The sequence below is a fragment of the Staphylococcus cohnii subsp. cohnii genome (assembly GCF_002902365.1).
GTDB lineage: Bacteria > Bacillota > Bacilli > Staphylococcales > Staphylococcaceae > Staphylococcus > Staphylococcus cohnii.
Genome location: NZ_PPQC01000004.1, coordinates 24,566 through 38,370 on the forward strand (window position 1 = coordinate 24,566; position 13,805 = coordinate 38,370).

General features: G+C 31.9%; 14 protein-coding genes. 3 read left to right on the forward strand and 11 right to left on the reverse strand.

The window, feature by feature from the left end; translation table 11 throughout:
* Nucleotides 1-45: 45 nt before the first annotated feature.
* Complete coding sequence (map, locus tag CD032_RS00410) at nt 46-798, reverse strand: type I methionyl aminopeptidase (RefSeq protein ID WP_019469612.1); 753 nt, start codon at nt 796-798, stop codon at nt 46-48.
* Between the two features lie 176 nt (nt 799-974).
* Between map and CD032_RS00415 the strand changes: the two genes are divergently transcribed.
* Complete coding sequence (locus CD032_RS00415) at nt 975-1,961, forward strand: FUSC family protein (RefSeq protein ID WP_019469611.1); 987 nt, start codon at nt 975-977, stop codon at nt 1,959-1,961.
* Nucleotides 1,962-2,054: 93 nt separating this feature from the next.
* Here CD032_RS00415 and gatD read toward each other — a convergent pair whose 3' ends face one another.
* Nucleotides 2,055-2,777, reverse strand: coding sequence for a lipid II isoglutaminyl synthase subunit GatD (gene gatD / locus CD032_RS00420; RefSeq protein WP_019469610.1), 723 nt, complete (start codon nt 2,775-2,777; stop codon nt 2,055-2,057).
* Entirely contained in the window at nt 2,774-4,093 is a 1,320-nt protein-coding gene (gene murT, locus CD032_RS00425) for a lipid II isoglutaminyl synthase subunit MurT (protein WP_019469609.1), read from the reverse strand. Before murT ends, gatD begins: the two co-directional genes overlap by 4 nt.
* Before the next feature lie 169 nt (nt 4,094-4,262).
* Between murT and CD032_RS00430 the strand changes: the two genes are divergently transcribed.
* Together CD032_RS00430 and CD032_RS00435 are read left to right on the forward strand one after the other, a co-directional pair.
* Nucleotides 4,263-4,769, forward strand: a complete 507-nt coding sequence (locus CD032_RS00430) for a ferritin (protein ID WP_019469608.1) — start codon at nt 4,263-4,265, stop codon at nt 4,767-4,769.
* A 204-nt stretch (nt 4,770-4,973) separates the two neighbouring features.
* Nucleotides 4,974-5,528, forward strand: coding sequence for a 3'-5' exonuclease (locus CD032_RS00435; RefSeq protein WP_019469607.1), 555 nt, complete (start codon nt 4,974-4,976; stop codon nt 5,526-5,528).
* 38 nt (nt 5,529-5,566) lie between these two features.
* On the opposite strand, the gene dinB is transcribed toward CD032_RS00435, so the two are convergent.
* From dinB to gatC, 8 genes are all read right to left on the reverse strand, one after another.
* Nucleotides 5,567-6,637 carry a DNA polymerase IV gene (gene dinB, locus CD032_RS00440; protein WP_040029808.1) on the reverse strand — a complete coding sequence of 357 codons (1,071 nt, stop codon included), beginning with the start codon at nt 6,635-6,637 and terminating at the stop codon, nt 5,567-5,569.
* 198 nt (nt 6,638-6,835) lie between these two features.
* Entirely contained in the window at nt 6,836-7,069 is a 234-nt protein-coding gene (locus CD032_RS13195) for a metalloprotease family protein (protein WP_019469605.1), read from the reverse strand.
* Nucleotides 7,070-7,081: 12 nt separating this feature from the next.
* Nucleotides 7,082-7,390 (reverse strand): hypothetical protein, encoded by a 309-nt coding sequence (locus CD032_RS13200; protein WP_019469604.1) that lies wholly within the window; start codon nt 7,388-7,390, stop codon nt 7,082-7,084.
* A gap of 205 nt (nt 7,391-7,595) precedes the next feature.
* Nucleotides 7,596-8,957, reverse strand: coding sequence for a 23S rRNA (uracil(1939)-C(5))-methyltransferase RlmD (gene rlmD / locus CD032_RS00450; protein WP_019469603.1), 1,362 nt, complete (start codon nt 8,955-8,957; stop codon nt 7,596-7,598).
* A gap of 134 nt (nt 8,958-9,091) precedes the next feature.
* The gene (locus CD032_RS00455; RefSeq protein ID WP_040029807.1) at nt 9,092-10,009 is read right to left on the reverse strand and encodes a diacylglycerol kinase; all 918 of its coding nucleotides are present in this window, start codon (nt 10,007-10,009) and stop codon (nt 9,092-9,094) included.
* 447 nt (nt 10,010-10,456) lie between these two features.
* Complete coding sequence (gatB, locus tag CD032_RS00460) at nt 10,457-11,884, reverse strand: Asp-tRNA(Asn)/Glu-tRNA(Gln) amidotransferase subunit GatB (protein WP_019469601.1); 1,428 nt, start codon at nt 11,882-11,884, stop codon at nt 10,457-10,459.
* A 12-nt stretch (nt 11,885-11,896) separates the two neighbouring features.
* On the reverse strand, nt 11,897-13,354 hold the full coding sequence (gene gatA / locus CD032_RS00465) for an Asp-tRNA(Asn)/Glu-tRNA(Gln) amidotransferase subunit GatA (protein WP_103211100.1): 1,458 nt from the start codon (nt 13,352-13,354) through the stop codon (nt 11,897-11,899).
* Between the two features lies 1 nt (nt 13,355).
* Nucleotides 13,356-13,658, reverse strand: coding sequence for an Asp-tRNA(Asn)/Glu-tRNA(Gln) amidotransferase subunit GatC (gene gatC, locus CD032_RS00470; RefSeq protein ID WP_019469599.1), 303 nt, complete (start codon nt 13,656-13,658; stop codon nt 13,356-13,358).
* Between the last annotated feature and the right edge of the window lie 147 nt (nt 13,659-13,805).

A 13,805-nucleotide genomic window follows, 5' to 3' on the forward strand; every position in this document is an offset into this window, starting at 1 on the left:
GGCTCCGGAACCATCTTATATTAGGACTTTAGACCGAAACTTATTCTAATCTATTTTAGTAGTTAAAACTGGTCCTTCTTTTGTTACTATCACCGTATGTTCAATTTGAGCAACAAAGCTTTTATCTTGAGTTTCAAATGCCCATTCATTCTTACCTTCTGTGACAAATGTAGCTTTTGAAGAAATAAATGGCTCAACCGCAATCACAGTACCTTCTTTAAGCAAAGTTTTATCTTTTGGATCATAATAATTCATCACATGGCTTGGAGATTCATGTAATGATTGACCAACACCATGACCTGTTAAATTTTTAATTACAGTTAAATCATTTTTACGTGCAGTTGCGTGAACTGCTTTACCAATTTGGCTCAGCTTTGCACCAGGTTTGATTTTTGTCATAGCTGCTTCAAATGCTTCTAAAGCAACATCACAAACTTTTTGTTTCAATGGATTATCCGCTTCACCAACTACAAATGAAATACCAGTGTCAGCATAATACCCATTTTTCAATGCAGAAACATCAATATTTACTAAGTCGCCCTCACGAATTTTTCGTTTTCCAGGGATACCATGTGCCACTTCTTCATTAACGCTGATACAAGTTTGACCTGGAAAGTTTTCATCATGAATTGGTGCTGAGATAGCACCGTGCTCTTTAAATAAATCTTTTGCGATATCATCAAGTTCTTTAGTAGTGATGCCAGGTGTAGTAGCTTCTTGCATTTTGTCTCTAACTAGTGCGCAGATATATCCAATATCTTTTAGTGCTGTTAATTCTTCTTCTGTTTTTACAATCATTTTATCCCGTTCCTTTTTGTAAATTATATTCTTTCTTATTATAGCAGACTTTTTTTGATATAATAAATTAGAAAATTTTTATCATATATAGTTTAACATTTTAACCAAATAATGACATAACCACTTTTACAATTCTGGTTAAATCATTAAACGTTTATTTTTATAGGAGTTTTAATATGAATGATTCTTGGTATAAAAATATTATTGGTGCACGAACTTTGAAAACAGGTTTAGCTACATTTTTAACTGCTCTTTTTTGTTTAGCTTTAAACTTAAATCCAATTTTTGCTATATTAACAGCTATTGTCACAATTGAACCAACCGCTAAGGCATCGTTAATAAAAGGTTATAGAAGACTACCTGCAACAATTATCGGTGCGTTGTTTGCCGTTATATTTACTTTTATTTTTGGCGATCAATCTGCTTTTGCCTATGCATTTAGTGCAACATTCACAATTATTCTTTGTACAAAATTAAATTTACAAGTAGGTACAACTGTAGCAACTTTAACTGCAATGGCTATGATTCCGGGCATACATGATGCTTACTACTTTAATTTCTTCTCCAGGTTATTAACGGCAATTATTGGATTAGTTACAGCGGGCCTAGTAAACTTTATTGTCTTACCTCCCAAATATTATGATCAATTGGAGGATGCTATTACTCAAACTGAAGAAAAAATGTACGCATTATTTCATAAGCGTATGCGCCAACTTGTTATTGGTAAATTTTTTAATGGAACGACCAATCAACAATTAACCACATTATTAAATTTAAACCAAAAAGTCGAGACGTTACTTTCTTATCAAAAAGATGAGCTCAGTTATCACAAACACCACAATTCAGAATGGATTCGTTTAAAATCTTTAACTACACGAACACATACAAATCGCTTGTTTATAACGCACTTATCTAACTTAGTTTTTTTACCAAAAGATACACAAGTTACTTTTACTAAAGATGAGCAACTTGCCATCCTAAATATTGCTGAGAGTATAAATAACATACATAGAACTGGACATTTTGAACGTCATCCAAAATCAGCGTCGTTACTTAAATCCACTGTCAAAGGTTTAGATGAGTTTGATAAAAATCAATTAAAAAGTCATATTGTCTATGAAATACTATTAATTTATAGAATTTTAAATAATCGATTTGCCTAATATAATCAATTAAATATTGTTACATCAACAAAACAGCCTAGAACATTTTGTCCTAGGCTGTGATTTATTTTATTCATACGAGTTAAATCTTTACTATTTTTGTTGAGAAACGCGCTCAACAATTACCTTCTTAGCTGCTTCTTCCTCTGAATTGTCTAATTCTTTCGGTTCAAATACAATGCCTTTACGTTCGCATGCTTTTTCTAATAGATAATCTGTAATTTCATGATTTTTAGGTAATATCGGTCCATGTAAATAAGTACCTAGTAGATTCTTGTAATGAATGCCTTCTTTAGCATCGTCATCATTATTACCAAAGCCATGAGTAACTTCACCTAAAGTTCCGTAATTATGATAAGTACGGCCCCCATGATTTTCAAATCCTACAATTGTACCAAAAGTATTACTTTCAATAACGATATCCCCTGTCAAACGATTTTTTTTAGATTCTGTATAAAAATCTAAAATATTTAAACCGTCTAATTCAGTACCATCTGGTGTAATGTATTTACGTCCTAAAAACTGGTAACCACCACATATAGTTAAACCAGGCAAACCATCTTCAATAGCAGCTTTTAACTTATTTTTTATTTTACTCAATTCTAATGTCGCTAATGCTTGTTCTCTGTCACTACCTCCACCTATAAAGAAGATATCACATTCATCAAAAGTAACATTATCTGTCTGATTAATATCTACAACTTTCAAAGTGATATTACGGCGTTTTGCACGTTGTTTAAGTGCAATGATATTCCCTATATCACTGTACAAATTTAATTTATCAGGCATAAAGTGATAGACCGTCAACTCATTCATTTTACGTTATCCTCCTCAAAAGAGTGATTCAATTGTTTTAACATTGGAGCAAGCGAAGTATAGTTAGGTATTGCTACAGTAAAACTATTAGTATATTCCATTGTTTTCGCAGTCGCTTTATAGATATCATTTTCTAAAATAACTGGTACATCTATCTCTGCAAGCTTTAATCTCAATTGTAGCTCTTCTGCTCGTGTACCTGTAACTATTATAGCTTCTATCTGTTGATTCGCTAATTTTTCAAAGTCAGCATCATAAATCCATGATGTGTCACGTCCATCTGCAGCATAATCATTTAAACTGATGACATAAACTTTGTTCCCTTCTATCCGATCACCAACTGAGAGACTTGCATTCATACCTGCAGGGTTCTTAGCTAGATTGATCATTGCTTCTTTCGTACCTTTTTTAAAATACTGCATTCTGCCATTATCAGAAGTATAAGTTTCAAAACCTTTTCGAATTGACGCGTCATTTAATCCAAGTTCTCTGAGCACGGTATAAGCAGCAATTGCATTATATGCATTAAAATCGCCTGCAATTTTCATATTAAATGTAGTAGTCCCAACATTTAAATTAATAAAAGGTGTTAAATCAAATTGAGTTACTTCATATTTTGAGTTTTCTCGTCTAAAGCCACATTCACAATAATAATGGCCTAATTGATTATAATGAATATAATCATAATGTAATAAGCGACCACAATTAGGACAATATCTACTTTCATTCATAGAACTTTGTTCAAAATCATGCGCGTGCTTTTGCATTCCATAATAATTAACAGTGTCACTCGCTATTTTTAATCTACTCACAAATGGATCATCAGCATTTAACAATAATTTTATCCCTTTATTATCAATTGCTTTGGCAATATTATTTACCATAATATCGATTTCCCCAAATCGATCCATTTGATCACGGAAGAAATTAGTAACCACCATCATCGTAGGCGTAACTTCATTAAGTACTCTTGGTATTGAACCTTCATCAATTTCAATAACTGCAATTTTTGTGTTTTTTTTAATTTGCAAAATAAAGGCTGATGTAATGCCAGCAGCCATATTGGCACCTTCATTATTATGTATGATTTCTATTTGATTCTCTTTCAAAGTATGACCTATTAAATTTGATGTAGTCGTTTTCCCGTTTGTACCACTTATAAATACAATCTCATCTACATGAGATGCTAATTCTCTTAAAATATTTTTATCCACTTTTCTAGCGACTTGTCCTGGTAAGTCTGTTCCCTTTTTCCCAACAGTACGACTTACTTGTCTTGCCAGTCTCGCTAGACGTGTTGCAGTCCATTGTCTCATCTACTTCCTCCTCTACTATTCACTCAAATATTATAACACGATTAAGTTGTATTCCAAACAATTCTCAATGCAAATATCTTTCGCTTTCTTCAGATTAGAATAATTATTATTTACGAATGAGAATAAATTTGCTATACTAATGAAAACTGATACATGGAGGCTATTACTTATGTTGAATAAAGAATTATTAGATGCATTAAATGAACAAATGAACCACGAATATTTTGCTGCACATGCTTATATGGCAATGGCTGCATATTGTGATAGCAAGTCCTACGAAGGCTTTGCTAATTTCTATATTCAGCAGGCAAAAGAAGAAAGATTTCATGGTAAGAAAATTTATGATTATATCAATGATCGTGGTGAACAAGCAATATTTAATTCAATACCAGCACCTAAATCTGAATTCACAAGTATCTTAGAAACTTTTGAAGATGGCTTAGCTCAAGAACAAGATGTAACACGTAGATTTTACAACTTATCTGACCTAGCTAATAAAGATAAAGATTATGCCACAATTTCATTTTTAAATTGGTTCCTAGATGAACAAGTCGAAGAAGAATCAATGTTTGATACACATATTGATTATTTAAACCGTATCGGTGATGATAGTAACACTTTATATTTATATGAGAAAGAATTAGCTGCACGTTCATTTAATGAAGATGAGGCATAGCGTTAATACGCTAACAATTTTTAAATTAATGATGAATATACAGAAGCATGCCAACATGATTGGCATGCTTTTTTAAGTCATTTTCTGTTAGTAGCAAGGGACTGTTGGTCATCTATTAAGTTTAAGTGATTTTACTCACTTGACTTCGAAAAGAGAATTATATAAAGTCATAACATATTCTATAAGAGAAAGGGTTCTTGCTTGATGACAGCCAATGCTTATATTGCTTTAGATTTTGAAACTGCAAACGGAAAAAGAACGAGTATATGTTCAGTGGGAATGGTCAAAGTTATCAATCATCAAATCACAGAATCTTTTTATACACTGGTTAATCCAAATGACTATTTTTCAAAACAAAACATTGCCGTACATGGTATTAATCCAAATGATGTAAAAGATGCGCCGACATTTGACTCAGTATATCCATATATGATGCAATTTATTGATGGGTTACCAGTAGTTGCTCATAATGCTGCATTTGATATGAATGTTTTATATGACAGCATTAAGCAAATTGGCCAAGACACACCAACAATCACTTATTTTTGTTCACTACAACTATCAAGAAAGACAGTAAATAATCATCGTTATGGGTTGAACCATATGATGCATTATTACAATCTAGATTTTCACGGTCATCACGATGCTTTAAATGATGCCAAAGCATGCGCAATGATTACATTTCGATTATTAAAACACTATGATGATTTGAATAGTATATTATCAATATTTGGTAAGCAGTTAAAAGATAAAGATTAGTTTATTCAAAATCAGAATTTATTTCCATGGTATTTCATTTATATATAGTCATAAATTGTCATGTTTTCATATGTTGCTTTTTCTAAGTTACCTACTGTAACACCCACAAGTCTAATTGGTGTTTCTGAATCTTTGAGTTCAGTATATAAACTATAAGCAATGTTATAAATATCCGTCTCATTTCTTATGGGATCTCTCAAACTTCTTTGTTTTGACAAAGTTTCAAATTTAAAAGTTTTAATTTTAACAGTGACAGTTTTGCCAGATTTTTGAATTCTGGCTAAACGTTCAGCTGTTTTATGACTTAATTCCCAAATTTTTTGAAGAATTTGATCATCATCATTAACGTCTGTTGCAAAGGTGCGTTCTGTGCCAACTGACTTTCTAATTCTTGTGGCTTTCACTTCATTATTATCTATACCTCTCGCCTTATTGTACAATCCATAACCGCGTTTTCCAAAAAGACGAATTAATTCACGCTCACTTTGGTTATATAAATCTTGGCCATTATAAATTTTATGCTCATGCATTTTTTCTTTAGAAGCTTTGCCCACTCCTGGAAAATCACCTATATCTAAGCCCATTAATATTTCATGTACATTTTTATAATCAATAATGGTTAAACCGTTAGGCTTATTCATACCGCTCGCTAATTTTGCCAAAAATTTATTATAAGAAACACCTGCAGAGGACGTTAATTGGGTAGCTTCGTATATATCTCTACGTATATATTGTGCAATCATAGACGCTGGTAAATCAGGACGGACTAAATGCGTAATGTCTAAATATGCTTCATCCAATGACAATGGTTCAACGATTTCAGTGTAACTTTTAAAAATATTCATAATTGTGTTTGAAGCTTCTTTATAAGCTTCAAATCTAGGAGGTACATAAAAACCATTCGGACATAATTTATGTGCTTGTGCAGTGGGCATTGCAGAATGAACACCATATTTTCTTGCTTCATACGAAGCTGTTGACACCACGCCTCTACCGCTCGCTTTTCCACCAACGATGACTGGTTTCCCTTTTAACTTTGGATTATCCCTTATTTCTACTTGAGCAAAGAAATAATCCATATCTATATGAATAATTCTTCTTTCTGTCAATGCACACACCTCCCTTTTTAAACTTATATAATTATATTATTGTTATTTATATTACAATCTAAATGATTTTGTTACATAATATATGCTCATTATAGTAAAACAAACAAAAAAGAGTTAGCTATCCGCTTCTTAAATACGATATCATCTATAATGATAATTATGTATTTAGCAGTAATACTAACTCAGATTAATTAATGCTTATGATTTTGGTTCAGTTTGCAATTCAATTGAAGGGTTTTTTGTATAATATTTAATACCATCCTCAGTATCTTCTATGACTTCCACTTTTTCATTTAACACACCTGAAAGTAAATACAAATCTACAACACAATATCCAATATGAAAACTTGTAATAAATATGATAGATGAATAAAGCGTAATAAAAAATATGATAAATAAAATGGATGATATAATAATTAAAGGGGCTAACATAATTAAGCTATATTACCATTTTTTGAAATAAACTTGTGGCATATGTGACTTTATCAAACCATATTTAACACGATAAATAGGTTTTCGACCTTTTGATAAAATTCGAAACATTAAGTTATGAATCAATTCATGTAAGAAATAAACAATTGTAAAGCCTAAAATACCATACAATAAATTAAATAAGATATTTTGCTCTATAACTGAAGCAAATAAATAAGCAAATTTATATGATAACAATATACTGATCATTACTATTGTTAATTGGAATAGTAAGAATCCTTCTAATAACTTTTTATTAGAAAACAACTCAATTTTAAACATTAGCAACCCTCCAAATGCTTTGTTGTTACCTAAAGTATACAATGATTTTAACCACTTAGAAAGAGCTATTGAACAAAGTTAATGACTTGTAATTGAATTTTAACAAATCTTCTTACAATGAAATAAACTGCAACACTGAGTAAACAACAGATTAATTAACTTTACACAATATTTATTAAATCATGCTTATCTATTAACCTATGTTTTATATACGATTGAATTGAGCAACCGTTTCAACATGTGTTGTATGAGGAAACATATCTACGGGTGTAATCTTCGTTAGTTTGTAATGTTGTGCTAAATATTGCGCATCACGTTGTTGTGTTGAAGGATTACATGAAATATAGACAATTTTTCTTGGGTTTAATTCTAATAATGTTTTTAAAAATGTTTCGTCACAGCCTTTTCTAGGCGGATCAACCATCACTACATCAGGTTTAATTCCTTGTGATTTCCATTTTAATATAACCTCTTCTGCCTTACCACAGACAAAAGTAGTATTTTCAAATTGGTTTATAGTCGCATTTTGTTTAGCATCTTCAATGGCTTCTGATACAACTTCTACACCATAAACATGTTTCGCTTTTGGTGCCATATATAAACCTATCGTTCCGATACCACAGTAAGTATCCAAGACAACATCATCCTGCTTTAAGTTTGCGTATTCAATCGCAAGTTGATACAATTTTTCAGTTTGTATCGAATTAATTTGATAAAAAGACTGATCACTTATTTTGAAGGTAACGTCTGATAATTTATCATTGATTGTTGTCTTACCATATAGCGTATTAGATTCCGCTCCTAATATTACATTTGAATGAGTATTATTGACATTATGCTTTATACTCGTAATTTCAGGAAATGCTTTAACTAATTTTTGCACAAGTAAATCACTCTGTTTAAACTTCTTGCCATTGGTCACAAAGATCACCATTAATTCTCTTGTATGGTGTCCAGTACGAATGACAACATGTCTCATAAGCCCTTGTTTTTTATGCTCATTATAAATGCTAATATTTAATTCGTTAAACCAAACTTTAAGTTGGTTCATAACTTCTTGATGCAATTGGTCTTGAATTAAACAACTTTCCATATCTATAATATCGTGACTTCTTTGTCTATAAAAACCTGAGATAATCTCTCCGTCTTTATGCTTTCCAATAGGTATTTGTGATTTATTTCGATAATACCAAGGATTTTCCATACCAACTGTCTCATTAATAATCGTATCTTTAAAATCTGCTTTTCGATGAAACAAATTAATTACCTGTTCTTTTTTCATATTCAATTGAGCTTGGTATGTCATATGTTGTAATTGACAGCCTCCGCATTTGTAATAATATACACATGGCGGCTCAACACGTTCTTTACTTTGTTCTTTAATTTCTATTAATTTACCTATTGCAAAATTCTTTTTAACTTTAATCACTTTAAATTTAATCGTTTCATCTATTAAAGTATTAGGAATGAACACAGGATACCGATCTAACTTTACAACACCGTGTCCTTCATGTGTTAAATCAATTACGTGTCCTTCTAAGATTTCATTTTTTTGTAATATGCTCATATTATCACCCCATATAAAAGAGGTTAGGCTATTTGTCTCTTTACCTAACCTCTTTGTCTATTAACGTTTTTGAAGATTCATTTTAACTTATTTAAACTAGTTCACGATTACGATTTATTTTAATATTTTATTTGTTATTGCTCAACTAGCTCCTCATTTTTAATATCACTTGGTGTATAAACTTCAATATGCTGTTTTAAATTCAAGAAGTTTCCGGGTAATTTACCACCATATTCACCGTCCACATTTAATTGCATATCTATAAATGAAGAGATATTGATTGATTTTGCTTTTTTATAATGTACTTTAGGATGTTTAATATGCTCACCTCTTGAAGCAAGGGTCATAATATGCCCTAACTCTGCTAAATTCGCTTTTTCCACTATAATCAAGGTGAAATAACCATCATCTAATTTGGCATCAGGCACTAATTTTTCAAATCCTGCCATAGAGTTGGTCAAACCTAATAAAAATAAGAGCGCCTCTCCCTGAAATACCTCATCATCATATTCGATACGTAAATCAACAGCTTTCATCTGAGGCAACATTTCAAATCCTTTAATATAATACGCAAAAGGACCAACAATTGATTTCAATCTACTTGGTGTTTCATAAGATACCTGTGTTAATTGTCCCCCTGCAGCTAAATTAATAAAATATCTACTATTCATTTTTCCAATATCAACGCGCGTTGAATGGCCTTCTATAATCACATCAATCGCACTCATAATATCGTTGGGTAAATGCAATGCACGCCCAAAATCATTTACAGTTCCCATTGGGATGATTCCAATCTTAGGTCTATTTGGATGTTCTGCTATACCATTGATGACTTCATTGAGCGTCCCATCGCCACCTGCAGCTATTAAAACATCATAATCTTGTGTTAAACAACGTTTAGCTTCAGTTGTTGCATCACCAATTTTTTCAGTTGCGTAGGCACTCGTTTCAAAACCGGCCTTTTCTAATTTTATTAACACATCTGGCAATGTTCGTTTAAACAATTCTTTACCAGATGTTGGGTTATAAATGATTCTAGCTCGTTTTCTCATATTTTATCCCTCAACTTTTTATACTCAGTATATATATTAAATGATTTAGTTAAATGATAAAAGCATTTAGGCTATTTTCAAAAAGAAATTATAATATACTACTTAATATTAAAGAAATTGAAACTTTCATTCCTATTCTCAAAACATGGCACTATCCATAATTTAAATTAGTGTTCTTATATATTAAATTTAAGATTTTGACTGCGTATCATACCTTGTCTGATATATCGATCGTTCTTATAGTATTTCACACATACTATCCCTTGAATTTAGCAATTTATAAAATCGTATTAAAAAGTAGTAGTTCAATGCGCGCTTAAAATTTTATAAAAAAACGTCAATTCCTATTTTGTTATAGAAATTGACGTTTAATACTTTATCCAAGATGTTTATATCTCGGGCTCTTCATTAATTAGATTATAACCGTTTAAAATACAAATGATATTGTTATCTTTTATCTAACTCTTGTTTTAATAATTGATTCACTAATTGTGGGTTAGCTTGACCTTTTGAAGCTTTCATAATTTGACCTACTAAGAAGCCCATTGCTTTACCCTTACCATTTTGATAGTCTTCAACTGATTGTGGGTTATTGTCTAATGCTTCATTTACAAATTTAAGAAGTGTCGCTTCGTCAGAGATTTGGACTAAACCTTTATCTTCCATAATTTGTTTTGCATCTCCACCATTTTCAGCTAGTTCTGGGAAGACTTTTTTAGCGATTTTACTGCTCATTGTGCCATCTTCAATTAATTTAATCATACCAGCAAGATTTTGTGGTGTAAGTTTTGTATCTAATAATTCTATTTGATGTTTATTCAAGTATTCGTTTACGCCACCCATTAACCAGTTGGAAGTTAATTTTACATCAGCACCTTCTGCTACGGCACCTTCAAAGAAATCAGACATTTCTTTTGTTAATGTAATCACGTGTGCATCATATGCTGGTAAACCAAATTGATTCACGTATTTTTCTTTTCGTTCATCTGGTAATTCAGGAATTGTTTGACGTACGCGTTCTTTCCATTCATCGTCAACATATAAAGGTACGATATCTGGTTCTGGGAAGTAACGATAATCGTCTGACCCTTCTTTCACACGCATAAGAATTGTTTTACCTGTAGATTCATCAAAACGTCTCGTTTCTTGTAAGATTTCTCCACCATTCAACAATTCTTCTTCTTGACGTTTTTCTTCATATTCTAACCCTTTACGTACATAAGTAAAGGAGTTTAGATTTTTCAGCTCTGCTTTTGTTCCAAATTCTTCTTGACCGTATGGGCGTAAAGAAATATTGGCATCACAACGTAGTGAACCTTCTTCCATTTTACAATCTGACACACCAGTATATTGAATAATCGAACGTAATTTTTCTAAATAGGCATATGCTTCTTGTGGTGAACGAATATCTGGCTCAGACACAATTTCAATCAATGGTGTACCTTGTCTATTCAAGTCAACCAATGAATAACCATCTTTATGTGTTGATTTACCAGCATCTTCTTCCATGTGTAAGCGTGTGATACCTATACGTCTTGTTTCACCGTCTACTTCAATATCAATATAACCATTTTCACCTATTGGTTGGTCAAATTGTGAAATTTGATATGCTTTAGGATTATCAGGATAGAAATAGTTTTTTCGATCAAATTTTGATTCTGTTGCAATATCCATATTTAATGCCATTGACGCTCTCATCGCCCAATCAACGGCACGTCTGTTGACAACTGGTAATACTCCAGGGTAAGCCAAATCAATTACGTTTGTGTTTGAGTTAGGTTTCGCTCCAAAATGTGCTGGCGATGGAGAAAACATTTTAGATTCTGTTTTTAACTCAACATGGACCTCTAGTCCAATAACTGTTTCAAAATGCATGATTTCCACTCCTTATAAATTTTCGTATTCATTATGCAAATTAAATTTTGATTCATATTGGAAAGCGACACGATATAATGTTTTCTCATCAAAAGGTTTACCAATAAATTGCAAACCAATAGGACGTCCATTCGCTTTACCACAAGGAATAGATATACCTGGCAAACCAGCTAAGTTAACTGGTGTTGTTAGTAAGTCATTCGCATACATTGTAAGTGGATCATCGATTTCTTCACCTATATTAAATGCAGTTGTTGGTGTTGTTGGCCCAACTACAACATCATAGTTATCAAAAATACGATCAAAATCGTTTTTTATTAATGTTCTAACTTTTTGTGATTTCTTATAGAACGCATCATAGTATCCTGAACTTAGTGCAAATGTGCCAAGGAAAATACGACGTTTAACCTCTTCACCAAATCCTTCACTTCTTGACATTTTATATAATTCTTCAAGTGAATTTGCTTCTGGAGAATGATAACCGTATCTGATACCATCAAAGCGTGATAAGTTTGAGGATGCTTCAGATGATGCGATTACATAATAAGAAGGAATGCCATATTTCGTATTCGGTAATGAAACTTCTTCTACTGTAGCACCTAATTCTTTCAATGTTTCAACAGCTTTTTTCACAGATGCTTTCACTTCATCAGATATACCTTCACCAAGATACTCTTTTGGTAATGCCACTTTAAGGCCTTGAATATCTTTACCAATATCAGATGTAAAGTCTGCATCTTCTACAGGTGCACTCGTACTATCATTTTCATCTAAACCAGTAATTGCTTCTAATACTAAAGCATTATCTTTAACATTACGCGTTAACGGTCCAATTTGGTCTAATGAAGACGCAAATGCTACTAAACCAAAACGTGATACACGACCATAAGTTGGTTTTAAACCTACTATACCGCAATAAGCTGCAGGTTGACGAATTGAGCCACCAGTATCTGAACCTAAACTAAAAGGTACTAATCCCGCTGCAACAGCTGCTGCTGAACCACCAGATGAACCACCAGGAACAGCTGTGTGATCAGATGGATTTAACGTCTTCTTGAAATAAGAAGTTTCTGTAGAACCTCCCATTGCAAATTCATCCATGTTTAATTTTCCGATTAAAACAGCTTGTTCATTGCGTAATTTATTCATTACTGTGGATTCATAAATAGGTACAAATCCTTCTAACATTTTACTAGCGCAAGTTGTTTCTACACCTTCAGTAATAATATTGTCTTTAATTCCCATTGGAATACCAAAGAGTTTGCCTTCCATTTGGTCTTTGGCTTGTAATTCATCTAATTCCTGTGCTTTTTTAAAAGCATTATCTTTATCTAATGCAAGAAATGAATTAATTGTTGGATCAATTTCTTCAATTGCATCATAGATATCGTTCACTATTTGTGAAGGTTTAATTTCTTTATTTTTTATTAATGTAATTAAATTTTCCACAGATTCATAACGGATGGTCATCTTAAGCGTCCTCCTCATTCATGATAGATGGTACCTTGAACTGTCCATCTTCCGTCTCTTTAGCATTTTTTAATGCAAGCTCTTGAGGAATGCCCTCGATTGCTTTATCTTCTCTTAACACGTTTTGTAAATCTAATACGTGATAAGTTGGCTCAATTGAGCTAGTGTCTGCTGTATCTATATGATTAGCAAAATTTAAAATACTTTCTAATGTATCTTGCATTTCAATTGTTTCTTCTTCAGATATTTGAAGTCTAGCTAAATTAGCAATATGCTCTACCTCTTCACGTGTAACTTTAGCCATTAAATAAAAGCCTCCTTTTTACTCATTCATTATAAAATTGTATCAAAATTCCAAGCAAAAATCTAAACTTTTCAACAATAACAATAAATAACCATATTTTAATTAAGTTCCGTTTGCTAAACATTTGTAATTATGTAACTTAAATAT